This window comes from Caldicellulosiruptor naganoensis, assembly GCF_026914285.1.
Taxonomy (GTDB): domain Bacteria; phylum Bacillota; class Thermoanaerobacteria; order Caldicellulosiruptorales; family Caldicellulosiruptoraceae; genus Caldicellulosiruptor; species Caldicellulosiruptor naganoensis.
Map to the genome: position 1 here is coordinate 1,722,128 of NZ_CP113864.1, position 25,608 is coordinate 1,747,735.

Annotated in this window: 28 protein-coding genes; 6 read left to right on the top strand and 22 right to left on the bottom strand. The window is 35.4% G+C overall.

The annotated features are described in order from the left end of the window. Positions 1-27 precede the first annotated feature (27 nt). The 3 genes from OTJ99_RS08620 to OTJ99_RS08630 all read left to right on the top strand — a co-directional run bounded on the left by OTJ99_RS08620 (position 28) and on the right by OTJ99_RS08630 (position 1,902). The gene (locus tag OTJ99_RS08620; protein ID WP_039765448.1) at positions 28-510 is read left to right on the top strand and encodes a GNAT family N-acetyltransferase; all 483 of its coding nucleotides are present in this window, start codon (positions 28-30) and stop codon (positions 508-510) included. A gap of 203 nt (positions 511-713) precedes the next feature. Further along, on the top strand, positions 714-1,055 hold the full coding sequence (locus OTJ99_RS12840) for a transposase family protein (protein WP_235374814.1): 342 nt from the start codon (positions 714-716) through the stop codon (positions 1,053-1,055). Between the two features lie 55 nt (positions 1,056-1,110). Further along, a complete protein-coding gene (locus OTJ99_RS08630; RefSeq protein ID WP_408612536.1) occupies positions 1,111-1,902 on the top strand; it encodes an ISL3 family transposase in 792 nt (263 codons plus the stop codon). A gap of 306 nt (positions 1,903-2,208) precedes the next feature. On the opposite strand, the gene OTJ99_RS08635 is transcribed toward OTJ99_RS08630, so the two are convergent. The 20 genes from OTJ99_RS08635 to OTJ99_RS08730 all read right to left on the bottom strand — a co-directional run bounded on the left by OTJ99_RS08635 (position 2,209) and on the right by OTJ99_RS08730 (position 18,982). After that, positions 2,209-2,829 (bottom strand): hypothetical protein, encoded by a 621-nt coding sequence (locus OTJ99_RS08635; RefSeq protein WP_045165791.1) that lies wholly within the window; start codon positions 2,827-2,829, stop codon positions 2,209-2,211. Positions 2,830-2,899: 70 nt separating this feature from the next. Further along, on the bottom strand, positions 2,900-3,565 hold the full coding sequence (locus tag OTJ99_RS08640; RefSeq protein ID WP_045165790.1) for a DUF2225 domain-containing protein: 666 nt from the start codon (positions 3,563-3,565) through the stop codon (positions 2,900-2,902). A 14-nt stretch (positions 3,566-3,579) separates the two neighbouring features. Continuing rightward, a complete protein-coding gene (locus tag OTJ99_RS08645; RefSeq protein ID WP_045165899.1) occupies positions 3,580-4,956 on the bottom strand; it encodes a VanW family protein in 1,377 nt (458 codons plus the stop codon). A gap of 7 nt (positions 4,957-4,963) precedes the next feature. After that, positions 4,964-5,503 carry a 2-oxoacid:acceptor oxidoreductase family protein gene (locus tag OTJ99_RS08650; RefSeq protein ID WP_045165789.1) on the bottom strand — a complete coding sequence of 180 codons (540 nt, stop codon included), beginning with the start codon at positions 5,501-5,503 and terminating at the stop codon, positions 4,964-4,966. A gap of 2 nt (positions 5,504-5,505) precedes the next feature. Next, positions 5,506-6,246, bottom strand: a complete 741-nt coding sequence (locus OTJ99_RS08655; RefSeq protein ID WP_045165788.1) for a thiamine pyrophosphate-dependent enzyme — start codon at positions 6,244-6,246, stop codon at positions 5,506-5,508. Between the two features lie 35 nt (positions 6,247-6,281). Next, positions 6,282-7,334 (bottom strand): 3-methyl-2-oxobutanoate dehydrogenase subunit VorB, encoded by a 1,053-nt coding sequence (locus tag OTJ99_RS08660; RefSeq protein ID WP_235374812.1) that lies wholly within the window; start codon positions 7,332-7,334, stop codon positions 6,282-6,284. Between the two features lie 3 nt (positions 7,335-7,337). Beyond that, positions 7,338-7,541 (bottom strand): 4Fe-4S dicluster domain-containing protein, encoded by a 204-nt coding sequence (locus OTJ99_RS08665; protein ID WP_045165787.1) that lies wholly within the window; start codon positions 7,539-7,541, stop codon positions 7,338-7,340. 25 nt (positions 7,542-7,566) lie between these two features. Next, the gene (locus OTJ99_RS08670; RefSeq protein WP_235374811.1) at positions 7,567-8,250 is read right to left on the bottom strand and encodes a hypothetical protein; all 684 of its coding nucleotides are present in this window, start codon (positions 8,248-8,250) and stop codon (positions 7,567-7,569) included. Positions 8,251-8,297: 47 nt separating this feature from the next. After that, entirely contained in the window at positions 8,298-9,296 is a 999-nt protein-coding gene (hypE, locus tag OTJ99_RS08675; protein ID WP_045165785.1) for a hydrogenase expression/formation protein HypE, read from the bottom strand. Then, entirely contained in the window at positions 9,293-10,339 is a 1,047-nt protein-coding gene (gene hypD / locus OTJ99_RS08680) for a hydrogenase formation protein HypD (protein WP_045165784.1), read from the bottom strand. The genes hypE and hypD overlap by 4 nt, the downstream gene beginning before the upstream one ends. Then, positions 10,326-10,550 (bottom strand): HypC/HybG/HupF family hydrogenase formation chaperone, encoded by a 225-nt coding sequence (locus OTJ99_RS08685; protein WP_045165783.1) that lies wholly within the window; start codon positions 10,548-10,550, stop codon positions 10,326-10,328. The genes hypD and OTJ99_RS08685 overlap by 14 nt, the downstream gene beginning before the upstream one ends. Positions 10,551-10,565: 15 nt before the next feature. Continuing rightward, complete coding sequence (gene hypF / locus OTJ99_RS08690) at positions 10,566-12,833, bottom strand: carbamoyltransferase HypF (protein ID WP_045165782.1); 2,268 nt, start codon at positions 12,831-12,833, stop codon at positions 10,566-10,568. A gap of 12 nt (positions 12,834-12,845) precedes the next feature. Next, positions 12,846-13,511: a hydrogenase nickel incorporation protein HypB gene (gene hypB, locus OTJ99_RS08695; protein WP_045165781.1), complete on the bottom strand. Its 666-nt coding sequence runs from the start codon at positions 13,509-13,511 to the stop codon at positions 12,846-12,848. Further along, on the bottom strand, positions 13,501-13,854 hold the full coding sequence (hypA, locus tag OTJ99_RS08700; protein ID WP_045165780.1) for a hydrogenase maturation nickel metallochaperone HypA: 354 nt from the start codon (positions 13,852-13,854) through the stop codon (positions 13,501-13,503). The genes hypB and hypA overlap by 11 nt, the downstream gene beginning before the upstream one ends. Positions 13,855-13,874: 20 nt before the next feature. Further along, a complete protein-coding gene (locus OTJ99_RS08705) occupies positions 13,875-14,258 on the bottom strand; it encodes a 4Fe-4S binding protein (protein ID WP_045165897.1) in 384 nt (127 codons plus the stop codon). A gap of 27 nt (positions 14,259-14,285) precedes the next feature. After that, a complete protein-coding gene (locus OTJ99_RS08710) occupies positions 14,286-15,365 on the bottom strand; it encodes a hydrogenase large subunit (protein ID WP_045165779.1) in 1,080 nt (359 codons plus the stop codon). Between the two features lie 7 nt (positions 15,366-15,372). Beyond that, positions 15,373-15,744, bottom strand: coding sequence for an NADH-quinone oxidoreductase subunit C (locus OTJ99_RS08715; RefSeq protein ID WP_045165778.1), 372 nt, complete (start codon positions 15,742-15,744; stop codon positions 15,373-15,375). Beyond that, complete coding sequence (locus OTJ99_RS08720; RefSeq protein ID WP_045165777.1) at positions 15,728-16,192, bottom strand: NADH-quinone oxidoreductase subunit B family protein; 465 nt, start codon at positions 16,190-16,192, stop codon at positions 15,728-15,730. Before OTJ99_RS08720 ends, OTJ99_RS08715 begins: the two co-directional genes overlap by 17 nt. A 22-nt stretch (positions 16,193-16,214) precedes the next feature. Continuing rightward, positions 16,215-17,075 (bottom strand): respiratory chain complex I subunit 1 family protein, encoded by an 861-nt coding sequence (locus tag OTJ99_RS08725; RefSeq protein ID WP_045165776.1) that lies wholly within the window; start codon positions 17,073-17,075, stop codon positions 16,215-16,217. Then, complete coding sequence (locus OTJ99_RS08730; protein WP_045165775.1) at positions 17,072-18,982, bottom strand: NADH-quinone oxidoreductase subunit 5 family protein; 1,911 nt, start codon at positions 18,980-18,982, stop codon at positions 17,072-17,074. The genes OTJ99_RS08725 and OTJ99_RS08730 overlap by 4 nt, the downstream gene beginning before the upstream one ends. 174 nt (positions 18,983-19,156) lie before the next feature. Between OTJ99_RS08730 and OTJ99_RS08735 the strand changes: the two genes are divergently transcribed. Beyond that, positions 19,157-19,549 (top strand): HAD family hydrolase, encoded by a 393-nt coding sequence (locus OTJ99_RS08735; RefSeq protein ID WP_235374807.1) that lies wholly within the window; start codon positions 19,157-19,159, stop codon positions 19,547-19,549. 75 nt (positions 19,550-19,624) lie between these two features. Here the strand turns inward: OTJ99_RS08735 and OTJ99_RS08740 are convergent, their stop codons facing one another. Continuing rightward, on the bottom strand, positions 19,625-21,328 hold the full coding sequence (locus tag OTJ99_RS08740) for an IS1634 family transposase (RefSeq protein WP_045165774.1): 1,704 nt from the start codon (positions 21,326-21,328) through the stop codon (positions 19,625-19,627). 200 nt (positions 21,329-21,528) lie between these two features. Between OTJ99_RS08740 and OTJ99_RS08745 the strand changes: the two genes are divergently transcribed. After that, positions 21,529-22,209 carry an HAD hydrolase family protein gene (locus OTJ99_RS08745; protein ID WP_307188761.1) on the top strand — a complete coding sequence of 227 codons (681 nt, stop codon included), beginning with the start codon at positions 21,529-21,531 and terminating at the stop codon, positions 22,207-22,209. 60 nt (positions 22,210-22,269) lie between these two features. Here OTJ99_RS08745 and OTJ99_RS08750 read toward each other — a convergent pair whose 3' ends face one another. Then, positions 22,270-24,390 carry an N-acetylmuramoyl-L-alanine amidase gene (locus OTJ99_RS08750; RefSeq protein ID WP_045165773.1) on the bottom strand — a complete coding sequence of 707 codons (2,121 nt, stop codon included), beginning with the start codon at positions 24,388-24,390 and terminating at the stop codon, positions 22,270-22,272. Between the two features lie 161 nt (positions 24,391-24,551). Here OTJ99_RS08750 and argC point away from each other — a divergent pair, with 161 nt between their 5' ends. After that, positions 24,552-25,583 carry an N-acetyl-gamma-glutamyl-phosphate reductase gene (argC, locus tag OTJ99_RS08755; protein WP_045165772.1) on the top strand — a complete coding sequence of 344 codons (1,032 nt, stop codon included), beginning with the start codon at positions 24,552-24,554 and terminating at the stop codon, positions 25,581-25,583. Positions 25,584-25,608 lie beyond the last annotated feature (25 nt).

Below are 25,608 nucleotides of genomic sequence, written 5' to 3' on the forward strand. Positions count from 1 at the left end.
AATTATGCAGAGAGGGGGCAGTATATAATGGAGTTTGTAGTACGAAGGGCAACTTATGATGATATAAAAGCAATAAAGGAAATAACAAAAGAAGCATTCACAAAGTATTGCGAGCTTGCAGGAATTGACCCTGCTAAAAACGCAGCTGTGAACGAAACTGAAGAGGATATAAAAAGGGATATAGACACAAAAGAGGTCTATGTTGCTTTTATGGATGGAATAATTGTTGGCACAATCAGAGTTGAAATCTTTCCTGACAAAACAGCATATATTAGCCGTTTCGGTGTAAGGCTCAATTATCAAAACAACGGTGTTGGCAAGGCACTTATGAAGGTTGTTGATGAGAGACTCAAAGAGCTTGGTGTCAAAAAGGTTTACCTTCACACTGCATCTAAGGTGAGAGATTTGGTTCGATTTTACTACGCAAGAGGATTTTATATTGTGTCAACATCAAATGAAAATGGGTACATCAGAGCACTTTTGTGTAAAGAGTATGATGAAGAAAATTAAAGGGCTTTGGACAGTTCATTATAACATGGAAATTTTTAACTTCTTATATGCAAAGCCCTTTTGGACTTTTAATTTCTGGCTCTATAATAAATATTGGGGTGGTAAGAAAAGAAAAAATATAGCACTTATTCTGAATGCCTGCTATAATTAAAATTGTTTTTAGGTATAAAAAAAACACAAAAGAAAGGAAGCATCCAGAATAAGTGCTCAATCATAATTATATCACAGAACTTTTGAAATCAAAAAATATCATTCTCCACCAAGTAGTAGAAAGCGAAAATGAAGTAGAACTCCATATAAGTCAGGCGCAAAAACCTCACAAGCGTCCTAAATGTGGCAGTATCACAAGCAAGATACATGATTATCGTGTCCAAAGAGTAAAGGACATACCAATAATGGGTAAGAGAACATATTTAGTTTTAAGGAAGCGAAGATATGTTTGCAAAGAATGTGGAAAGAAATTTTTTGAACACATAAATTTTTTGGGCAAGCGTCAAAGAATGACAAATAGATTAGCAGCATACATTATAAGTCAGCTTAAGTAGCTTGAGCAGTATGAAAGAAATAGCAAGAAAGACAAATGTATCAGTAACAACAGTTATGAGGTTATTTGACAATGTAAATCCTACCAGGAAGATAGAGGATTTTTCTTCTGAGGCGATATGCATAGATGAATTCAAAGGAAATGCAGGTGGAGCTAAATATCAGTGTATAATTGTAGACCCTGTGAAAAAACAGATAGTAGAAATTTTAAGAGACAGAAGACAAGATGTTTTGATTGAATATTTTAAGAGATTGAAGGATAGGGATAGAGTAAAGTATTTTGTATGTGATATGTGGAGACAATTTGTGGAGACAGCAAAAATATATTTTAAAAACGCGAAAATAGTAATAGACAAATTTCATTTTACAAGATATGTTTATTGGGCATTAGAAAATGTAAGGAAAAGAGTACAAAAGGAATTAGAAGATAATTTAAGGAAGTATTTTAAGAGGAGCAAGAAATTATTGTTAAAGTCTTATGAAGAACTTACAGCAGAGCAAAGAGAAGAGTTAGAAGTGATGTTTTGGTACAGTAGAGATTTAAGGAAAGCGCATAGACTGAAGGAAGAATTCAGGAAAGTTTTAGAAAGCAGTAATTCAGCAGAAGCAAAAGTTGAATTAAAAAAGTGGATAGAGGCGGCAGAGAGAAGTGGTCTTTGTGAATTTTGCAGATGCATAAAGGTTTTTAGGAACTGGTTTTCAGAGATAGTAAATTCTTTTGATGTTCCATATACAAATAGTGTAACAGAAGGTTTTAACAATAAGATAAAAGTTTTAAAGAGAGATGCATATGGGTATAGAAATTTTGAGAGATTTAGAAAGAGGACATTATATAGTTGTGGTAGTTAGGATAAAGTAAAGAGAATAATTAAAACTCACAAAAGTAGCGGGTAAAGGTAGGATTGAGTTTTTAAAATTGCTTACCTGTAATAGGCATATATTACAATTAATGCTTGGTTGATAAAACTGAAAAAGGTGGGCATTCAGAATACCCACCCCAACTCTTGACAAAGAGCCAATATTATATCGCATTTTTTGTAACAATTCATCTCCATTTTGTAGAAGATGGAGTCTTCTTGCCTGATTTAAGATAAAACAAACGAGGGAATGTTCCCCTCTTTGAGCTTTCAAGCTTTTAATCATTTTCTATGTAAACTATGAAGCTCTTACAACTTTTTTCAAAAACCGAATATCAATCTCATGCTCAACTGTCATGTCACGCAAATACTCAAACCCTTCTTTTAATCTTCCTGTCTGCTGCTCTAAATTGTCAAATCTCTTGTACACTTCATCTCTGAACATAATCATCTCTGTTCTAAATTCTGTCAAGAACGCAACCTGGTCATATACAGCATTCATTCTTCTTGTCAGTTCCTTGTCATTTTCCTTTAATATTACAATGTCTTGTTTGATAACCTGAACATCTTCTTCTAATCTTGCAACCCTCTCTTCAAGTCTGTCCAGTCTCATCTCCACAATATCAAGTCTTTTTTCTACTTTGTCAAGTCTTTCCTCAACTCTGTCAAGCCTTTCCTCAACTCTGTCAAGCCTTTCCTCAACTCTGTCAAGCCTTTCCTCAACTCTGTCAAGCCTTTCCTCAACTCTGTCAAGCCTTTCCTCAACTTTATCAAGTCTCTGCTCAACCATGTCAAGCCTCTGCTCAACTTTGTTAAGCCTCTGTTCAATTCTATCTAATCTCTTATCAATAGAATCAAGTCGCATATTAATCTTTTCGAGGTTTCCAAGTATAGCTTGCAGGATATCATTTTCTGGCATTTTTTACCTCCAGAGTTTTCAAATTTGTAGAAAGATTATATCACATTTTTTGGCCAATTTCCTTAGTACTTTATTCCATACCTTTAATAATCTGGATTTGATCCCTTGCAAGTTCAAGAATGTGAGGATTGTTTCGAGCTTCTTTGCTTGATATAAGCCTTGAAAACCATTTTTTCGCCTCTTCAATTTCACCTACTCGTCTCGAAAGTTCACCAATTAAATACATGACTGTTGCCAGATCTATTTCGTCTCCTGAGCCTTCTTCATGTTCAAATGCATCCTTGTATGTTTGAAGAGCAAGTTTTTGAAACTCAAGCTCTTTTTCTTTATCTTGGTTTAGTCTGTAGAGCCACGAAATTCTCAGTAAAATTCCTGCCACCTCATATTTGTTGATTTTTCTCTTAGATGTTGCTGTAATCAAAGCAAGCTTATATAACGTAATAGCATCATCTACTGTTCTTTCAAATGGAATCTCTCTTTTTACCCATTTTGAAGCAACCTTTTCTTTCAATAACTCTATATCCCACTTTGTAAGTTTCCTAAAATTTTTGCTAAGCGCTGCATAACCACATTCCCCGCAGACAATTACATCGTATAATAGTGGATTTACACCTTTGTAGTATACGCACAGGTCTGTGTCTCTGCCATCTACATAAATTGCTGAACTTTTAACAAATGGTGCTTTAATTGTAGCCCCGCAGACAGGACATGTCAGTTGTTTTTCGTAGATATCCATGAAAAAGCCCCCTTTTAGTTGTAAATAGAAGAAGTTACGGTGGAATTCTCTTTTGTGCCTACCAATATTATAGCATTTACTGGTTTGTAATAATCAATGGATAGTAGTTTTTTCTCTTTTAACTTCCCATCTTTATAAATCAGCATATAAGTTTTCACCTTTAAACCGTTTTGGGGCTTATTAGAGAGTCTTTGTACACCTTTTGGTAAATTAGGGTCGTTCTTGTATACTTTTTTATAAGGCACCTTTTCTAAAATTTCTGACTCAAACTTAACCACTTCATCTTTATGAGTATTTTCTCCGTATAGATTAACAGTGACAGTATTTTGAGAGGTATAGCTTTCAAGGTAGATTGGTGCGTTGGTTGTATTTTTAAATTTAAAATCAATTGAACCTGAAGCAATTGTAGCATCACGGCCTGGTGGTACATAAGAAATCAAAGCTGAGTGTGGAGCCCTTTCAACTACCTTGAGCTGGGCCATTAATACTGCATTGTACATTGTTGTTGCTATCTGGCAAAGTCCACCACCAACACCATCGACAAATTCATTGTTTACAATCACTTTTGCAATCTTAAAACCATTTTCAACTGTAACAGGTCCAATTGCCTTAGATAAAGAAAACACCTCGCCTGGCATTATTAAACTTCCATTTATCTTCTTTGCGGCAATCCTAATGTTTTTACTTCTTGGTACATTTGAAGCATCAAACTTTGTAGTAAATGAACCAATTACCTCTTTAATCTTTGAAAGTGTGCTTTTTGTTATTCTTGGTGTAATTTGGACAAACTTTGCCCTAACTTTCCCTTCTTTCTGTTTTTTTATCATATCTTTTAGTTTATTTATAAGGTCATCATAATCAAGTTTTCTTCCCATTTTCTCAGGTGTAATAACAAACTCATTTCCTACCTTTTTAATAGTTGCATTCACAGGAGACTTGTAATACTTGTCAAATAGACCATCAACAAACTCTTTTAGCTTTCCTTCATCATATTCAAATTTGAGTCTTATCACAACTGGATGGTCATAAACTCTCTTGATTTCTCTAAATCTGGTGGAGATATTCCCTTTTCTTCCTATGGAATAAGCTTGTTCAACCGCCTCACCTATATTCATTCGAATGTTGAGAGAAGAATAATTAAGCAGGTAACTTTCTCCATTTACTTCAACTTCAACCTTCTTGTTTTTAAGGGGGTCAAGATAGGTACTTTCCAAAAGTTCATAAGCCTCTGTTTTTGTTAAACCACCCACATGGGTATTTTCAATATAAACACCTTTATAAATTCTATCTGTTTCCAGTACCTGTTTTACATTGCTATATAGCATATACCCCAAAACCACTGACAAAACCAAAAGCACCACTATAATTCCAACTAAAATATATCTTTTCACCTCATGCTTACCCCCGTCTTGAGATACATCCAAATCCTTCTTCCAAAGCTCTGCAATTTAAATTGTAAATCTCTTCAGTTTTTGAAAATTCTTTTAATATCTCTTTTACTTCAGAAAGAGAAAATGTATCTTTCAACTTCAGGTATGCCCCAAGCATTACAATATTTGCAACCTTCACACTTCCAATCTTTGAAGCAACATCAGTTGCAGGTATGCAGTAAATGTTTACATCTTTTCTTTTTGCCTCAATGTCAACAAGAGAGCTATTTACAAGCATCATTCCATCTTTTTTAACTGAAGCTTCAAACTTTTCAAGCGATGGTTTGTTTAAGACAAATAATGTATCAGGATTGAACACAACAGGGGAGCCTATCGTATCACTTGAGATTATCACACTGCAGTTTGCAGTGCCACCTCTCATCTCAGGTCCATAAGATGGAAGCCATGAAACATTGTATCCTTTTTCCATTCCAAGATGAGCAAAAATTTGCCCCAAAAATAACACTCCTTGCCCACCAAAACCAGCAATCAAAATCTCTTCTGTCATTTTTAAATTCCCCTACCTTTGTCTTTAAAGATTCCCAAATTATAATACTTCAAAACCTCATTTTCTATTCTCTTCATGCTCTCAGCAGGTGTCATACCCCAGTTAGTCGGACAGTTCGACAATACCTCAATAATCGAAAACCCTTCTTTGTTCATCTGAACTTCAAACGCCCTTTTTATTGCCTTCTTAGTAAGCTCAATATTCTTAAGGTTGTGAATAGAAGTTCTTGCAACAAATGCAACACCGTCTAAGGGTATGAGCATCTCGCACAGCTTAATATGATAACCTTGCACTTTTGGATCACGGCCATATGGAGATGATACAGTTACCTGACCAGGAATTGTAGTTGGCGCCATCTGTCCGCCTGTCATTGCATACACGCCATTGTTGACAAATATGGCTGTAAAATTTTCACCTCGAGCTGCTGCATGCACAACCTCAGATGTACCAATTGCCGCTATATCACCATCTCCTTGATATGAAAAAACAAGTGCATCAGGAATACATCTTTTTACGCCTGTTGCGGCCGCAGTTGCTCTTCCGTGAGCTGCCGCAACAAAGTCAAAGTTAAAATAGTCATAAATAAAAACAGCACACCCAACCGGTGCTACACCGACTATTTTATGGTCTTTATAATCTTCGTCAATGACCTCGGCAATTAGTCTATGAATAATGCCATGTCCACACCCGGGACAATAATGCATACTTTCCGCTGTCAAACACTCTGGTTTTCTAAGTTTCATACTTCATCTTCCTCTCAATCCAATATGTGCACTTTTTACTCTTTCAAGGAGAAGTAATAGTTTTCAATCTCAGCTATTGTCGGAACCATACCACCTGTTCTGCCATAAAAATGGACATCTTTTTTGCCCGCAACTGATAGTTTTACATCCTCAAGCATCTGTCCTAAGTTCATCTCTACATCTATGAAGAATTTGATCCTGTCAAAGTTTGCATACTTTTCTATACACTTTGTTGGAAAAGGATACAACGTAATTGGTCTTATAAGTCCTACCTTTTCACCAGACTGTCTTAGTTTATTTACAGCACTTTTCACTATTCTTGCACACATGCCAAACGAAACAAAGATGACCTGGGCATCGTCTGTCATGTACTCTTCTACCATAACCTCATTTTCTTCAATCTTTTTATACTTCTCTCTCAGTTTAAAATTGTGCTTTTCAAGCTCTTCTGGAACTATATAAAGAGAGTTTGTAACCCTTTTTGGTCTATTTCTTTCACCTGTCACTGCCCATGGCTTTTCTGTTCTTGGTCTTTTATAGTTTTCATCAAACTCAACAACCTCCATCATTTGCCCCAACATTCCATCGCCTAAAATCATCACAGGGTTTCTGTACTTGTCTGCAAGGTCAAATGCCTTTATAGTAAGGTCAACAGCTTCTTGGACAGAAGATGGGGCAAGAACGATCACCTTGTAATCTCCATGTCCACCACCTTTTGTTGCCTGAAGATAATCCGACTGGGCAGCATTGATATTACCAAGTCCAGGTCCACCTCTCATAATATTTACAATAACACAAGGAAGCTCAGCCCCTGCCAAATATGATATACCCTCTTGCTTAAGACTAATACCTGGCCCTGAGGATGATGTCATAACCCTTTTGCCACAGCTTGCTGCTCCATATGCCATGTTAATTGCTCCAACTTCGCTCTCTGCCTGAATAAAAACTCCACCGCTCTTTAGAAGTTTTTTGGCCATATACTGCAAAAGCTCTGTCTGAGGAGTGATAGGATATCCAAAAAAGCACTCACAGCCAGCTCTTAGTGCCGCCTCGGCAATAGCTTCATTCCCTTTCATCAAAACCTTCAAAATCTATTCACCTACCTCAAACACTATATCTGGACAAATCTTGTAACAGCTCCCACATCCAATACAGGCATTTACATCCTTTATCTCAACAGGGTTATATCCTTTCTTGTTTATTCTACTTCTGTCAATATATAGTATCTTCTTGGGACAGACTTCAACACAAAGCCCACAGCTTTTGCACTTATCATACTCTATCCTTAGCTTCACTGCTCAGACCTCCAAAAAGCATTCCTTATCTTATTATATACCTTTCTATGGCATATACAAGAGAATATTTTTTTATCTCCTCCAAAAGGTCTTGCTCAAATAGCTTTTCTTCTACAACAGTCAGAACATACGGGATATCTCTTGCATTTGCTACATCTTGTACAACCTCAAGGCTCTTTAAAATATCCTCAGGCTTTGTTTCAGAAAGTAGATGTGAATTATTTATAATTGCAGTAATTTTCATTCCCAAAATGTTTTCAATTTCCTTCATATTCTCCAAAATTTCTTCTTTTGTTGAGTTAAATGGTCTATAAATGTTAACAACATAAAATAGATTGTATCCCTTTTTTGAAAACAGCTCTCTAAACTGTCCTATAACAGCACTGCCCATTTCATCTCCACCAACATCCACTATATTAACTGCATTTTGCTGATTTAAAGCTTCATATACTTTGCCAGACAAAATTGGTAAGTCAATGCCCTTCCCTTCAAAATGAATTGATACAAAATTTATATTCTTTCTTTCTATGAGTTCTTTTACACTTCGCAAGTTATAGTACATGTTTATGACATCAGCATCAATTAAGTTCACATTGAAAAACTCGCCAAGCTCTAAAGAAACGTTTAATGCAATCTCACTCTTGCCACTTCCTGCTGTCCCAACAAAAATATTTGTCTTTCTGTTGACAAAGCTCAAAGGCACTGTCATACACATAATTTCCACCCTCATCCCCGTCACAGATTTTCGCTTTTAAATTAGCAAATCCTCGGTAGCATCTCATAGTAAAGCATATCCAAAATCCTTGTCCCGCCAAAACTTGTCTTTAGATACACTCTCTTTTCTTTTGTATCCTCAATCCACCCAATCTCACACGCCTCTTTGTTGTACCTTTTCAAAATTTCCAACGCTCTTTGTCCGTCTTTCCTGTTTACAATCGCAACAAACCTTCCTTCACATGCAAGATAATACCAATCAAGCCCTAATATATCACAAAGCGCTTTTACTTCATTTGATACTGGAACCTTGTCTTCTTCAATGTATATATCCACACTTGCTTTTTGCGCTATCTCGTTCAATGCTGTAGCAAGCCCACCACGTGTCAAATCCTTCATATAACAAATTTCAACATTTTCTAAAAGCTCATTTATCACCCTATTTAAGGGTGCACAATCTGACTCTATCTTCTCTTCAAATCCAAGCTCGCTGCTGTGCGAATATATGCAGGCACCATGCCTGCCTATATCACCACTTACAATTACAATCTGGCCACCTTTTATCTTCTCTATTGAAGGAAGCTTTTCTTCTTTTTCGCATACTCCAAATCCTGTTGTATTTATAAAAATCCCATCACAAGAACCCTTTTCAACCACCTTTGTATCCCCTGCTACAATCTCAACACCAGCAATGTCAGCATACTCTTTCATTGACCTCACAATCTTTTGCAAATCCTCAATTGGAAATCCTTCTTCTATTATGAAAGATGCAGTGATGTATTTTGGAACAAGGCCTGAAACTGCCAAATCGTTCACAGTTCCGCAAACTGAAAGTTTTCCTATATCTCCACCTTTGAAAAAGTAAGGTTTTACCACAAATGAATCTGTTGTCACTCCAACCTTTTTTGAAGCTAAATTAAATATAGACGAATCATCACCTCTTTTTAAAATCTCAGAGTCAAATATTGGCTTGAAAAGTTCATTTATAAGCTCATACGTTTGTTTTCCACCATTGCCATGCTCCTTCTGGATAAACTTCATCTTCCTTTCCACTTCCCATACCTAAAATATGCATTACACGACCCTTCCTGAGATACCATACACGCACCTTTAGGAGAAATTGGCGTACATACCTTCTCAAAAAGAGGACACTCAAATGGCTTTATTTTCCCTGTTAAGACATCTGCACACCTGCAGAGGCTATCTTTTTGTTTTGTGTGGTCATATGATATATCAATTGAATATTCGCCAAACTCATCTTTTATCTTCAAACCTCCGCCAGGTATCAATCCCAAACCCCTAAAAAATGCTGAAGTTCTCTCAAAATACTTTTCAATATAACCTTTTGCAATCACATTACCTTCTTTTTTGACCACCCTTTTATATTCATTCTTTACTGTAAAATCTTCATTCAATATGTCCTGGGTAATACTTAAAAGTGAAAGAAGTATATCATAACCTTCAAACCCCGAAATTACAGAGGCAACCTTAAACCCTTCAACAAACTTAAAACCATCTACTCCAATAACTGTCGCAACATGTCCAGGTAAAATTATGCCATCAACCCGTATATGGTTTTGAAATAAGCTTTTGAGAGGTTCATCAATTGTCTTAAGCTCACATGCAAACTTCACATTTTTAAGCCCCTTTTCAATCACCTTCTCAAGGCTCAGTGCAAATGCAGGTGCTGTTGTCTCAAACCCGACTGCAGCAAAAATAACTTTTTCGTTATTTTCAAGATGTTCCACTGCATCCACAGGTGAGTACATAACCTTTATTCTGCCCCCATTTGCCCGTGCTTGTGAAAGCGATTTTGAACTTCCTGGCACTTTCAGCAAATCACCAAAGGTATAGATTGTCCACTCTGAGGAAAGTTCTACAAGTCTATCAATATAACCCTCATGCGTAACACAAACAGGACAGCCTGGTCCTGAAATAAAGTCAATATATCCTTCAAATAAGGTGTGAAATCCATTTTTGTAGATTGAAACTGTATGTGTTCCACAAACTTCAATGACTTTTAGACTCCGTCCAATTTTTTCGATATTGTTTTTTATCTCCCAAATAAGTTCAGCTGTTTGCATCTTGTACCTCACCAAAGAGTTTTTCTATTTCTTCTGCTTCTTTTTGGTCTATCTTCTCTATTGCAATCCCAGAGTGTATCAAGATATAATCACCTATACTCACATTTTTCAAAAGAGCAATGTTTACCATCTTTTTAACACCTAAATACTCAACCAAAGCTTTTTTGTCTTCAAATATCTCAATTACCTTTGCTGGATATCCTAAACACATAATTTTAAAACTCCTTTAACAGTTTTTTAACAATTGAAGAGTATAATATACTTGTCCAGCCGAAATTCCACCATCGTTAATTGGAAAGACAGTGTTAAAGAAAACTTTAAATCCTTCTCCTTCTAACAATGAGACCGTTTTAGAAAGTAAAAACTTGTTCTGGAACACTCCTCCAGAAAGTACTACAATGTCTTTATTATAATTTTCTCTCAACACCTTTGCCACTTCAACAACTATTTTTGCAACTGTGTTGTGAAATTTAGCAGAAATTATTCTCCGGTTTATATTTCTTTTTATATCATGTATGATTTGTTGTAGTATATCCACAATATTTATCTCTATTTCATGTTTAAAATTCATAAGAAAAATATAAAACCCACTTTCATTGCGGTCAGCTATGCTTTCTAAAAGCATAGGAATTTGAACTTCAAAGCTATTTTTCTCTCCACAACCCAAGAGTACTCCAACAATATCAAACAGCCTTCCCATGCTTGAGGTAAGAGGGTAATTGAAAGTCTGTGCAGTCTTGAAAATTTGGTGCAAAAATTCATTCTCACCGAAAAAGCTTTCTGCAAACTCAGGGCTAATTATTTTGGAAAAATAGTATGCAAGACGGACCGGCTCTTTTATTGCCTTTTGGCCACCAACAAGAGGATAGTATTGTAAATGGAATACTCTTTTTGCCTCAAGCCCGTCAATCACAAACCCTTCAGAGCCCCAAATTTTGCCGTCAAGCCCTAAGCCTGTACCATCAAATGCAAATCCAATACAGCTTTGAAGATTTTTTTCAAGCATACAGGAGTAAATATGAGCCAAATGATGCTGGACAAAGACAACCTCTTTGTTTTGTTCTTTTGCTATCTTTTTTGCAAGAGAGGTGGTAAAATAATCCTCATGATAATCGCATGCTATATAGTCAAAGTTAAAATCGTAAAGTGAAATTAAATCCTTAAGACTACCTTCGTAAAAATCAATGTACTCTTTTGTGTCAAGGTCACCAAGATACTGACTTAAAATCACTTCATCTTCTTTTTTGAGCGCAATTGTTGTCTTCTCATGACCACCAAGGGCAAGGATATTTTTGTCTACAGTCTTTTCTTTCAATTTAAATGTAATGGGAGCAAAACCACGGCCTGACCTTATCAGTACAAACTTGTCTTTTAAAACAAAACCTACAGAATCATCGCAGCGTCTTACTATTTTTCTGTTGTGATACAAAACAAAGTCGGCAATGTCGCAAAGCTTTTCAAGTGCCTCATCCTCATCAATAATCATTGGAATTCCTGAAAGATTTGCTGAGGTTGCAATTAATAAATCTCTGTTTGTCTTTGTCAAAATGTAATCCAAAATTGGAGTATATGCTCTCATGATACCAAGTGTATGAAGACCACCGTTTACATGCAGAAAATCATCTGTCTTTTTTTCAAAAAGTATTATAGGACATCTTGGTGAGTTAAAAATCTCCTCTTCAGCTTCACTAACATTACAATACTTTTTAACAGTTTCAATGCTCTTGCACACAAGTGCCAAAGGTTTTCCCTCTCGCTTTTTGCTTCTAAAAAGCCTTTCGACTACTTCTTTATTATAAGGGTCAACAACTAAATGAAATCCTCCAATTCCTTTTATTGCAATAATCTTCCCCTTCTCAATCTCATAACATACTCTGCCCAAAAGCTCTAAATTGCTACCCTCTATATGCTTTTTTTCTACAAAAGAGTATAGAAAAAGGTGTGGACCACATACAAGGCATGTTGTTGACTGTGCATTAAATCTTCTGTTATTTGGAGTATAATACTCTTTTTTACAATCATCACAAAATTCAAACTCCTTCATTGACGTCCTGTCTCTGTCATATGGCAAAGATTCTATCATGGTATATCTTGGTCCACAATTGATACAGCTTATAAACGGGTTCATAAAATGTCTGTGGCCTTTGTTATAAAATTCTCTTTTGCACTCTTCACAAAGACCCAAATCATAAGGCACTATTGTTGAAATTTTGCCTTTGCTACTGTCTAAGATATAAAAATCACTTTCATCAAAATTTGGTTCTATTTCATACTTCTCAATTGACTCAATTTTAGCATTCCTGGGCAATTTCTTTTCAATGTACTCATCAATCGCAGCAGTACTTTTAAGCTCACCTTGAAACTCTGCCAAAACGCCCTCGCCTATGTTTTTGACAAAGCCAACAAGCCCCAAATCTTTTGCCAGATTATAAATAAAGGGTCGGAAACCGACCCCTTGTACAAGCCCTCTGAAGATGTATCTATATCTTTTCATGCTCTATAACCCCTATTTTTGGTTAAAATATGAACTGAAAAGTTCTGAAAAATAATGCTCAAGTTCAGCCAAACCTTCTAATGTTTTAAATGAAACTCCAAAAAGTCTCAAATTATCTCCTTTGATAGCTTTAAGCCCTTTTATATACCTTTCCATGTCAAAACCAATTATCTCTGCAACATCTATTTTTGACAGCACCACAACATCGCTACTTTCAAACATAATAGGATATTTATAAGGCTTATCATCGCCTTCAGCAGCAGATGATACAACAACTCTCATGTTCTCGCCCAGGTCAAATGAAGATGGGCAAATCAGGTTGCCAATGTTTTCTATAAAAACAACAGTAGATTTTTTTAGATTCAAATTTAAAAGAGCTTCATTTATACTATCTGCAACCAAGTGACAAGCTCCGCCTGTGTTTATCTGTAGCACTTCAACTCCAAGTTTTGAAATCTCCTCAGCATCAATTGTTGAGGCAACATCCCCTTCAATCACAGCTATATTGAATTTACTTTTGAATGTATTTATCATAGTTTTAATAAATGAGGTTTTGCCAGCGCCTGGTGAACCCATCACGTTTATCAAAAACCATTTATTTTCTTTTGCAAGCTTTCTGATATTGTCAGCCGAAAACTCATTTCTCTGCAAAATGTCTTTTATAACCCTAATTTCCATCTCCATCATCTACCTCTATAGATTCGATATAAAATTCTCTGCCATATTCAGTCAGTTTGCCTAAACTCTTGCATTTTGGACACAGAAAATCTTTTGTCCTCTCAAAAAGGCTTTGGCAAGAGTTGCAAAACAGCAAAGCCTTCTTTTGAACAATTTCCAGCTTGCTTCCCTCCAAAATGGTTCCCTTTGTCAAAATATCAAAGTAAAACTTTAATGACTCATCAATAATACCGCTAAGTTCTCCAACAACAACTTTTATGGATAAAACCTTTTTTGGCTTTATCTCTTTTAGTTCATCTTCTGCAATCTTAATCAATTGCTGTGTGACATAATACTCGTGCATTTTAAAATATCCTTTCCTAATTAGTTACCAGTATCTGCAACCTTTGCCTCTTTTGTTGGTTCAAGCTGTTGTACCTGCTGTTTTTGAATATAAAACTCTTTATAAGTTGTAGGTAGATTGAACTGCTCTTTTGAAATTAAGCATTTTTTGGGACAAGACTCGACACATACATTGCAAAGTACACATTTGTACTGGTTTAGTTGCCACATCTTTGCGTTTCTGTCAACTGTAATGGCATTTGCAGGACACTTCCTCTGGCAAATACCACAAAAAATGCACTTGTCTATTTCAATCTCAAGACTTCCTCTTGTCCCTTTGAAAAACGGTCTTTTTTCTTTTGGGTAAAGTCGTGTTGCAGGTTTTGAAAAAAGATTGTTTAACACATTTTGAAGCATCCCAAACATCTTTCCATCCATCCCTCTTTTGGCTTTTTACCTTTCTGTACATGAAATACACGGATCAATTGTCAAAACAAGCATTGGTACCTCTGCAAAATCAACACCCTGAAGCATTTTAACAAGTGCTGGAATATTAGCAAAAGTTGGTGTTCTTATTCTGAGCCTCTCTAAATTTTTTGTTCCGTTTGCTTTGATATAGTAAACATCTTCGCCTCTTGGCTGCTCAACCCTTGATATTATCTCACCGTTCGGGAAACCTTTCACAGGCGTTGATATCTCACCTTCTGGCATCTTTGAGATTGCCTGCCTTATAAGGTCTATTGACTGATAACACTCTCTGAGCCTTACTTTTAGACGTGCGTAGCAATCTCCATCATACTCAACAACAGGTTGAAAATCAAGCTCGCCATATGCAGCATATCCTGTTGTTCTCAGATCCATATTGATTCCGCTTGCCCTTGCCATTGGTCCAACACAGCCAAGTTCATACGCTTCTTCTTTTGAAAGCACACCCACTCCCACAAGTCTTTTCTTGACTGTGTAATCATTCAAAAACGCACCTTCAATTCTCTTGAGCTCTTCTTCTAATTTTGCAAGGTTGTCTAAGATGAATTTTTGCTTTTCTTCGTCTATATCACGCCTTACACCGCCAATGATGTTTGTTGAGATTATAACCCTTGACCCTGCAGTTGCCTCCATCAGGTCCATTACAAGCTCTCTATTTCGCCAGCACTGCATAAACAGGCTCTCAAATCCGAACGCATCTGCCAAAAGTCCAAGCCACAAATGATGGCTGTGAAGCCTGTGAAGCTCCGCCCAAATTACACGTAAATATTTAGCTCTTTCTGGAACTTCAACTCCCATCAACTCTTCAATCCCTTGGCAGTACGCAAGTGCCTGCTGGAAAGAACAAATTCCACAAACCCTTTCAACCACGTATATGTTCTGATTAATATCCTTTTCTTCAGCAAGCTTTTCAAGTCCTCTATGAACATACCCAATTGCAGGGATTGCCTCTACAACCTTTTCATCTTCTAACACAAGCCTCAGCTGAATCGGTTCTGGCAACACAGGATGCTGTGGGCCAAACGGCACTATCGTCCTTTTACCCAAAGCTTTCTTACTCCCCTTTCTTGACCTTCACAACTGGCTTTTTACGCATAGGACTGTCAAGCTCATCTGTTATCATAAACTTTCCTTCATAGTCAATGAGAAGATTTTCAAAGTCTATGCCAAACAAATCCTTGATTTCATTCTCAACAAATACTGCAGCAAAATAGATATCTGAAATAGACAGCATCTTCTCGCCATTTTCTATTGTGACTCTCAAGTTTTTAAGTTCATAGTCCTTGTCAAAGTGATATATGATATCAAACCTGCCATCTCCCAAATCAACACAAGTTGCTGTGACAAACCTGTGCCCAGTTGATTTTAGTTCAAATACCTCTTTTCTCAAATCCTCTTTTTGTATCTCTTTAAGATTTTGCAGCATTCAAAATCTCACCCTTTTTCATATTCTTTTTCTTTTCCTCTAATATCTCAGCAGCCTTTAAAATCCCTTCCATAATAGCTTCGGGCCGGGGTGCACAACCTGGAACATACACATCAACTGGAATGACTGTGTCTACCCCACCTAAGGTGTTGTAACACTCCTTGAATATTCCACCTGAACATGCACAAGCCCCGATTGCCACAACTGCTTTCGGGTGTGGCATCTGATCATATATATTCTTCAAAACCCTTGCATTTCTGTGATTTACAGAACCTGATACAACAAGTATATCTGCATGTTTTGGATTTCCTACATTTATAATTCCAAACCTCTCAACATCGTATACTGGAGTAAGTGTTGATAAAATCTCTATATCACAGCCGTTACAGCTGTTACAGTCATAATGGACAATCCACGGCGATTTTTTCAGCGCTTTTCTGAAAATCACTCTTTACCCCACCTTTATTTTTTTATAATACCCTGTATCTTATGTATACCCAAATTAGGTTGACCAAAGCAAGCCCCAAAGCAATTGACCATGTAAGCCTTAGCATTATCTTCCATGTAAGTCTTGCTGATATATTGTCAATCAAAATCTCTAAAAAGTAGCCCAAAAGCATTGCAATGATTGCAACTATTATGTTTTTTGCAAAGAACAAGCCTATGAAAAGCAATAAAAGTACAAGCTCATACCAGTGCCCAAGCTCAATCAGGCCCAAAATAGGTCCTGCAAACTCTGTTGTGATACCTTTTACAATCTCCTGATGCGCATGGTGCGATGTTGACAAATCAAATGGAGATTTTCTAAGCTTTATTGTCAGTACATAGGTAAATGCAATGAATATAAATGGAAGCTCAAATATCAAAAAGTTGTTATGCTTTATCACATCATTTATTTTAAAGCTGCCTGTAACAAAATAAATTCCAATTATCACAGCAATTAAAACTGGCTCATATGCAAGTACACAAATTAATTCTCTATGAGCACCAATTCGTGAGTAAGGAGAGTTTGTTGACATTGCTCCCAAAATTAGTGCTGTGACAGCAAATGCAAGTATAAACAAAATCAAAAGCAAATCCATCTTTAAAACAAACATAACAAGCGCAACCATGTTAAAAACTAAGAACAAAAATGCATAGAGAATCTGTGTACTTGAAACAACTATAGTCTCTTTTGAAAACAGCTTGAACAAATCATAAAATGGCTGCAAAATTGGTGGCCCAAACCTGTTTTGCATACGCGCAGTGATTTTTCTATCAATACCTGTTAAAATTCCACCAATGATTGGTGCTATTATTATTGTGAGTAAAACCAGAGCAATTTCTTTCACTTTAATATCACCCCAAACATTATAGCAATTAATGCGACTGAGATAATATTTGAAATTAATGTGATGTTGTTTTCTTTTGCGAAGGTGTTAAAACAGTAATTTTTAAACTCAAACTCAACAGGTTTGTCTTTTTCTGCTCTAAAACTGAAGTTATCATCGTTTTCACAAGACATATATACTCTGACATACCTTTTTGGACTCAAGAGCTTATACAGAAGCACACCTATTATTATTCCCAGAGCAAGTATTCCAAAGAAGACAAATGGGTTAAAGCCGAAAAAGTCTTTGATGTACAAATCTTTAAGTTCCCTGCTACTAACTCCAGAATACCTTGCAAAAGACGACTTGAAAAATGGCACAACAAATGCGTTCGTAAATTGTATCATAAACACACTCACAAGCACTACAAGTATTGATATAGCAATCAACGGAAGGTGTCTCAAACCTTCAAAAACTTCAATCCTTTTTGTATCTTTCCCATCTGAGAGAATCTTTCCAATAAACTTTGTCCAGAACACAACTGTAAATGCACTTCCAACTATTATCTCAAGCATGGCAACAATGTTCTGGGTTGAAACTTCTATTGCAATCCACTTTGTAATCAAAACACCAAAGGGCGGAAGTAGCATAGACACACTTCCCAAAAGGGTAAGAAAAGCTACTATTGGCATTCTATATTTAATACCATCCATATCTTCTACATCACGCGAGCCAATTCCTTGCTCAATAGAACCTACACACAAGAACAGGAGCGCTTTTGACACCCCATGCAGTATAATCAAAAGTGCTGCTGCATAGATTGAATATACATTTGCAACAGATGACAGTGCAATTATAAGCCCTAAATTTGAAATTGTTGAGTATGCCAAAATCCTCTTTGCATTTGTTTGAAATATCGCCAAAAGCGCTGCCGCGACAAATGTAAATGCGCCTAAAATAGCAATTATATTTGATAGCCACGTATCAATGTAAACAGGCGATAGCCTCAAAATCAGATAAACCCCTGCTTTTACCATTGTGCTTGAATGTAAAAGCGCAGACACTGGTGTTGGTGCTACCATCGCACCCAAAAGCCAGCTCTGGAACGGAAACTGTGCTGACTTTGTAAATCCTGCCAGTGCTAAAAACGCAATTGGTATCATCAATATACTGCTATCTTGAGACCTTATAATTTCACTCAAAGCAATAGCCCCAGATTTATAGTACATAAATATTATACCTACTACAAAAGAAAGCCCGCCAATGGAGTTTAACAAAAGCGCCCTTGTTGCATTCTTGATACTTTCTTCATTTCCATCATGTGAGATTAGCAAGAACGAGCAAAGTGTTGTAATCTCCCAGAAAAAGTACACCCACAAGATGTTGTTTGACAAAACAAGCCCGTTCATAGCACCTAAAAAGAGCATTATTACTGCAAAAAATATGTTTTGTTTACTTTTCTCAAGGTGCAGATGTTTTTCGTGCTCCTCCATATATGAAAGGGCAAATATACTAATCAATGGACCTATTACATTTATCAGCATAAGCATTATAAATGTCAGGTGGTCAACATAAAAGACATTTTCAACCTCTAATTTTCCTGTCCTAAATTCAAATACAAACATCAAAACAAATTGCAGAGCTGCAAGAAGGCTTATTAGGTTATTTTTTAGCTTTAGACCTATCAAGAATATTACAGCAAGTAAGAAATAATCAGCAAACGTTATTAGATACTCCAAAGCAAAATTTAATGCATGAGAAAGTTTTATTTCTTTGTCACCCTGTAAAATGGCAAATACCATCAGCACAACCAGCACAGCAGACATTAAAAAAACAATAGCCTTTCTAAACGTGCTATTGTTAAATAAGTAAATCAAACCTGCAACTATGATTGGTACAAATATTAGCGATAAATAGCTGTACTCCATATGTCCAATATTGCCCCTTTCTCTTTGTGATGATAAACTATTATTATTAAGATTATAACACATTCTTGTGGTCTTGTATACAGTATGCAAAAGTTAATTTGTTAACAAAGTTCAGAATAGAAGAAAGCTTCTATCTCTTTTTTGTTCAATATTTCTGATAAGAAGGTGATAAGCTTGATAAAATTGGCTGCAATCGACATAGACGGAACTCTTTTGGACGATAGTGGCAATATCCCTGAAAATAATATCAAAGCCTTGAAAAAAGCCTCAATGGAATACAATGTTCAGATAGTTTTGTGTACAGGAAGAGGTGCCTCTGCCTTTGATATTGCTAAAAAACTTCAAATTCCTTGTCATTTGATATCAGCAAATGGAGTGTATGTCTTTGATGATATTTTTTCTGAGCCTATTGTAAAAAACTATCTAAAAGAAAATACAAAAATAGAGATTTTGAGCTTTTTAGAGCAAAATCATCTTGATGTTGATTACTATATTGTTTTAGGTTTTGAAGAGGATTTCCATATGATATACAAACTGAGAGAGTCTTATGATACATACTTTTCTTGACTTTGTCAGTTTGAAGCTCAAAAAGCTTGGGAGGACTGGGATTGACAAAATATGGACCTCAATTTTGTCACTACATCATTTGCTAATACCAATAAATTCTAAGCCTTCCTCATATGTCATGAAGTTTTTTGGACCCTTTATCTTCATTACATTCAGTATATCTCCAGCTCCTCCCTCAATTTTTTGCTTTATCAAATATTTCTTCCCTTTTATCTCTATTTCAAAAAAGTTCATTGAATATATTGCTTCCATTATCCTTTCACTACTTATTCCTTTACCTTTTCTCCTCAAAATATATTCCAATGTCCTTTGCAGTAAAAATGCCAAAAAACATATCACAAAATGTCCTTTTATTCTGCTTTCTGTAAAGTGATATATCGGTCGCACTTCTAAACAGCTTTTCATTACTCTGAATGACTGTTCTATCTTCCATAAATCGTGATATGCTCCTAAAACCTCTTCTACATCCATATCCTTTTTGCTCGTTTGAATTGCATAATAACCGTCAAATTTCTCATCTCGTTTTATCGTTTCCTCATCCAATACATATTCTTCTGATTTTGATTTCTTCTTCAAATATTTCCTTGCACCTTTCTTTTCTAAGGCTGTTATGCTTCCTTTGTTCTCTAAAAGCTCTTTGGCTTTTCTTACCAATCTCTCTCTGTCTTCTTTGTCTTTCTTGGCTCTCTTGCTTGAATACGTTATTATCAAATTCTCTTCTATTTTGAACTCTTTACCCTCTTCATCCTTGACAATATTTGTTCTTTCCAATACCTTATATTTGAATTCATCACCATAAATTTCTTCAGCATTCAAACATCTTTTGCCATCAAGTCTTTTATATCCTTCTTCATTAAAAACTTCATCTAAAATTTCTTTACTTGCATTCTTTAATCTGCTTGCTACTATATAGTCGTACCCAGCTTCTTTTATCATCTTTAAATTTATTCTGCTGTTAAGCCCTTTGTCTGCTACTATTATTATCTTATCTATACTAAATTTTTCCTTCAGCTTCCTCAGTATCTTTACCATCGTCTTGCTATCTATCGTATTACCAGGAAAAAGTTCATACCCTATCGGTCTGCCTTCTTTGTCCACCAAAAGCCCTAATACAACTTGCACTTCATTTACCTTGTTGTCTTTGCTAAACCCAAAATTTTTAAGTTCATCCGCTCTACAACTCTCAAAGTATATTGTCGTCACATCATAAAACACTACATCAACTACCATCTTAAATAAGTCTTTATTTCTCTGATACAGGTATGTCTCTAAATCTTCTTTTACACTGTCAAGAAAATCTAAACACCTGTACAATTGATTCAAATCTATATCCTCTTCAAATCCAAAATATTTGCTTCTCTGATGATAAGTTCTTAGTTTGCTCATTGGCTCTATCAATCTCTGTATGGTCATTAAAAAACTTACTTTGTCTACATCAAATTTTATCTTTCTCTCTTTTGCTGCTTTCCCTTTTAAAAACTTATCAATTTCAAGCTCCTGCCATAACTTTCTGTATACAATGTATCCCCAGTTTTTTACAACTGCATCCGAAATATCTTCTTCAGATTCAATAGTAACAGCTTTTGCATTCTCAGTAGTTGTTTCAGCGACAATATCAGATAGTTTTTTTACAATGTTTTTAAAAGCGGGGTCATCTTTGAGAATATCAAGTCTACCAAAGTTAAATAGTACTCTTTGCTTTACTTTACCATTTTCACGGTAATTTTCGACTAACCTAACATACTGATAACCGCCAGCATTAGTAATTTTGACAAACATATGGCAACTCCTTGAAGATAGTTTGTTATATTGTACCACAAAATATTTAAAAAGTCAAGCAAATTCAGTATATATTAAGCTAAAATTTGTCCCTACATTTTTTAAAATTTTTTATTTTTCTCTTCTTGAAACCCGCATAAATTAAGACTTTGTTATTTTTTGTTAGCTCAAAAACACCTCTTAACTGACAAAGTCAAGAAATTCCTTGTCATTTGATATCAGCAAATGGAGTGTATGTCTTTGATGATATTTTTTCTGAGCCTATTGTAAAAAACTATCTAAAAGAAAATACAAAAATAGAGATTTTGAGCTTTTTAGAGCAAAATCATCTTGATGTTGATTACTATATTGTTTTAGGTTTTGAAGAGGATTTCCATATGATATACAAACTGAGAGAGTCTTATGATACATACTTTTTAAACTTCGTAAAAGGAAGAGAGCTTTTCAAACCAACATACCCACAGAAGAACCTTCTTGATTTTGTAAAATCTCCAATTAGTCATATTGGAATTGTTGGAAGGTATGATAAGCTAAAATACTTGGCAGATATTTTTAAAAATCTAAAACATAATGTAAACGTGATTTTGTACTATGCAGCTGATAACAAAGATTACGGTTTTTTGGAAATCCTTGATATTGAGTCTTCTAAAGAAAAAGCACTTTCAAAGCTTTTAAGAATAAAAATGATAAGCCCAGAAAATCTTCTTGCAATTGGCGACAATTTTAACGACATTGGAATGTTTAAGCTCGCACAAATAAGCGTTGCAGTTGCAAACGCACCTGATGAGGTAAAAAGATTTGCAAAATTTGTAACACATGCTACAAACAATCAAGGTGCAGTCGCAGAAGCATTTGAAAGATTTATATTGGGCCAAAAATAGACTTAAAACAAAAGGCTGGCATTTTTGCATACATTTTTTTTTAATGCCAGCCTTTTGCTTTTATTTTCTATAGGTTGTATTTATAAACTCAACAGCATCTGCAATAGCCTTTGCAACTGCATCTTTGAAAGAATCACTCAAAAGAAGATTTAAATCATCTTGATTTGTACCAAACGCAACCTCAACCAAAATTGCCGGCATATTTGAGGTTTTTAAAACAACCAAATTAGGTCTCTCTATAATTCCTTTGTTTTGTGTCCCTACTTCTCTAATTATATAATCCAGCACAATCTGTGCAAGCTGCTTATCTGATATAAAGCTATTTAAATTCTTTTCTTTATAAAGCACCATTGTCCCACGGATTTGAGGATTGTCTATTGCGTTGTTGTGAATAGATATAAACAGGTCAACATTTAAGTTGTTTGCCATCCTTGTTCTGTCATAAAGGTCAACAAATTTGTCTGTCTCTCGCGACATGTAAACCTCATAACCAAGGTTCTTAAGTTTGTTTTTGAGTCTCAATGATATATCCAAATTAAAATCCTTTTCGTTGTATGTTACTTTTTTGCCATTTACAATCTTTGTATAAATAGCTCCTGGGTCAAACCCGCCATGCCCAGGGTCGATAAAGATTTTAAGTTTACTCTTAGGTTTTGGTTTTTGTGAAAAACCAACTATGATATTTCTATCGCCCTTGGTAATTGAGGCTGTGTAGTCAGGATCAACTACAATAGTAATTACACACCCATCATCTTGATAAACCGAATATACGCTTGTTACAATTGTACCTTTTAGGCTATAGACATCATTTGAGATTGTAATTGGACTTTTGCTTACTATCTTTATTACATTGGTGGTACTGTCATATGTATAGTTTATATCAGATACAAAAGGAGAGCTTATAACAAGTCCATTTCTCTGATAAAGTTTCATATTACCATATTGATTTGCAAAGACCACTTCCAACTTGTTACCAAGTTTATTTAGGATAAATATTTTTGCTTTTGTAGAAAATATAACTTGTGCATTGTTCTGGTCAACATTTGTCAGAACATAGTAATCTAATATTCCATCATTTACCTGAAAAAGGCTTCCATTGTCAAGATTAAACTGAGCACCTTTTAGGCTAAGGACTACAAAAGACTCATCTGCCCTGTAAATCTCACTCACAACTGTTGGGAGGATATCCATCTCTGCCACAGTAAATTTCTCAGAGCTTGTAATATTGACCTTCTGAATTTTATATGGACTGTAAGACTCTTGCAATGGAGCTGTGTTAATTTCTTGGCTATTGTTAGATGGGCCACTTATACTACTACTGTCTATATTCGTCTTATTTTCGACAATTTTGGGCAAATCAACTTCAACTTTTATTTGGCTATCAACTTTATTAATCCTATAGCTCTTGATCAAACCTGCATCATAGTCAATCACAACCCTTGAAAATGGCTCACCAGTTGATGTTTTGTTAAGAGCGTGTCTTATTCTTAAAATTCCACCTTTGCCAACTTGAATTACATTGTTTTTCAAATTATCAACTGTATTTAAAATATCAATTACTATTCTGTCTGGATTTGATAGTTTGTAATCTTTGTAAGTAGTAGGCTCTGAAGTACTTATTAATAAAATAAATTTGCTCCCCTCAATCAAATACTTCAAATCAGAAAGATAAATAGTTTTTACTTCGGTTTTTCGAACGTCCCCGCGTGAAGCCAAAGTTTTTGACAAAGAAATGTTTTTCTGGGTATTACTGGTCAATGTCTTCTTTGATGTTAGTTTAACAACTTTTTTTGTTTTATCTTCCTGATAGGAATATTTAAAAATTGAAGCTATGTCTTTTCCTAATATGTATGACTTTCCACTTTCAATAAAAGTCTTTCCTAAAAGAGTCTTCTTTGTTTTATTGTAATAGTAGTATGTCTTACCAATGTAAAACTCGTATATGTCCTTAGATTTTTTAGCCACAACCTTTTTAGCTTTTGAATCATAAGAAACAGCAAAACCTTTATACCTGAAAAAGTCTGCCAAGGCAAGGTAGACAGTTTTGTTGTATTCTAAAATCTTGACAGAACCTACCTGCTTTCCATCTACAAAGAGCTTATAAGATGTGGATGCAAAAGCCGAGATAAGAAGCAACGAGAAAACTAAAACGGCTACTATTCCCTTTCTTATTTTTTTCACTACAACCTACCCCGCAAAAAAATGTCATTTATAGTTATATAATATCTTACCTTGTCGAATAAATCAATTTAAATATTTGGTAGAATACTATTGTATTTTTATACACATTGATGTATAATTATTTGTATAGCTGAAGTCACATTTTGAGGAGATGAATAAAGTTGATAAAGGCATCAATCATTGGAGCATCAGGGTATGTTGGAATTGAGCTGATAAGGCTTTTACTAAAGCATCCAGAGGTTAAAATTTCATCGATTATTTCGTCAAGTAATAAAGATATTCCTATCGAAAACACAAATCCGCAGTTCAAAAAGATTTTAAATCTGACATTTAAAGAGTTTGACATTGATTTGATTAAAGAAGTAGATGTTGTTTTTTGTGCCTTGCCACATGGTGTGTCTCAAGATTATGTAAAGATGGCATATGACCTTGGCAAGGTTGTAATTGACCTGAGCAGCGACTTTAGATACAAAGACCTTACTCGATACTCAAAAGACTATGGCGACCATAAGTACCCAGAGCTTTTAAGGGAAAGTAGCTATGGTCTTTGTGAGTTGTACAGAGAAGAGATTAAATCTTCAAAGATAGTGGGAAACCCTGGATGCTATCCAACAAGTGCTATTTTGGGCTTAGCGCCACTTTTGAAAAATAAGCTTATCCAAAAAGACAGTATCATAATTGACTCGAAATCAGGTGTTTCTGGAGCGGGGAAAAAGTCTGATTTTTCTTACAGCTTTTGTGAAGTTGATGAGAATTTTAAAGCATATGGGGTTGCAAAACACAGACATACAAGTGAGATAGAAGAAAAATGCAGTTTTCTTTTTGGTGAAGAACTAAATCTTTCATTTACTCCCCATCTTTTGCCTGTAAAAAGAGGAATTTTGTCAACTATATATGCAATCCTCACAAAGAGTTTGAATAAAAATGAACTGATTGAGATTTACAAGGAGTTTTACAGGGATGAATTTTTCATAAGGATATATGAAGATAGCTTGCCAGAGTTAAAGTATGTCACAGGGACAAATTTTGTTGACATCGGTCTTGAGGTTGATAAAAAGACAAACAGAGTAATTGTTATTTCTTGTATTGACAATTTAATTAAAGGTGCTGCAGGGCAGGCAATACAGAATATGAATATTAAGTTTTCCTTGAGCGAAAAAACAGGTCTTGTGATGGTTGGAGAGTATTTTTAATAAAAGTGTGTTAGTGGAGGAATGC

What these genes read in the sequence shown, in the direction of transcription:
- OTJ99_RS08620 (WP_039765448.1), top strand. Translation starts at nt 28, where the DNA reads ATGGAGTTTGTAGTACGAAGGGCAACTTATGATGATATAAAAGCAATA.
- OTJ99_RS08630 (WP_408612536.1), top strand. Translation starts at nt 1,111, where the DNA reads ATGAGGTTATTTGACAATGTAAATCCTACCAGGAAGATAGAGGATTTT.
- OTJ99_RS08635 (WP_045165791.1), bottom strand. Translation starts at nt 2,829, where the DNA reads ATGCCAGAAAATGATATCCTGCAAGCTATACTTGGAAACCTCGAAAAG.
- OTJ99_RS08640 (WP_045165790.1), bottom strand. Translation starts at nt 3,565, where the DNA reads ATGGATATCTACGAAAAACAACTGACATGTCCTGTCTGCGGGGCTACA.
- OTJ99_RS08650 (WP_045165789.1), bottom strand. Translation starts at nt 5,503, where the DNA reads ATGACAGAAGAGATTTTGATTGCTGGTTTTGGTGGGCAAGGAGTGTTA.
- OTJ99_RS08655 (WP_045165788.1), bottom strand. Translation starts at nt 6,246, where the DNA reads ATGAAACTTAGAAAACCAGAGTGTTTGACAGCGGAAAGTATGCATTAT.
- OTJ99_RS08670 (WP_235374811.1), bottom strand. Translation starts at nt 8,250, where the DNA reads ATGACAGTGCCTTTGAGCTTTGTCAACAGAAAGACAAATATTTTTGTT.
- hypE (WP_045165785.1), bottom strand. Translation starts at nt 9,296, where the DNA reads ATGAAGTTTATCCAGAAGGAGCATGGCAATGGTGGAAAACAAACGTAT.
- hypD (WP_045165784.1), bottom strand. Translation starts at nt 10,339, where the DNA reads ATGCAAACAGCTGAACTTATTTGGGAGATAAAAAACAATATCGAAAAA.
- OTJ99_RS08685 (WP_045165783.1), bottom strand. Translation starts at nt 10,550, where the DNA reads ATGTGTTTAGGATATCCAGCAAAGGTAATTGAGATATTTGAAGACAAA.
- hypF (WP_045165782.1), bottom strand. Translation starts at nt 12,833, where the DNA reads ATGAAAAGATATAGATACATCTTCAGAGGGCTTGTACAAGGGGTCGGT.
- hypB (WP_045165781.1), bottom strand. Translation starts at nt 13,511, where the DNA reads ATGGAAATTAGGGTTATAAAAGACATTTTGCAGAGAAATGAGTTTTCG.
- hypA (WP_045165780.1), bottom strand. Translation starts at nt 13,854, where the DNA reads ATGCACGAGTATTATGTCACACAGCAATTGATTAAGATTGCAGAAGAT.
- OTJ99_RS08705 (WP_045165897.1), bottom strand. Translation starts at nt 14,258, where the DNA reads ATGTTTGGGATGCTTCAAAATGTGTTAAACAATCTTTTTTCAAAACCT.
- OTJ99_RS08715 (WP_045165778.1), bottom strand. Translation starts at nt 15,744, where the DNA reads ATGCTGCAAAATCTTAAAGAGATACAAAAAGAGGATTTGAGAAAAGAG.
- OTJ99_RS08730 (WP_045165775.1), bottom strand. Translation starts at nt 18,982, where the DNA reads ATGGAGTACAGCTATTTATCGCTAATATTTGTACCAATCATAGTTGCA.
- OTJ99_RS08740 (WP_045165774.1), bottom strand. Translation starts at nt 21,328, where the DNA reads ATGTTTGTCAAAATTACTAATGCTGGCGGTTATCAGTATGTTAGGTTA.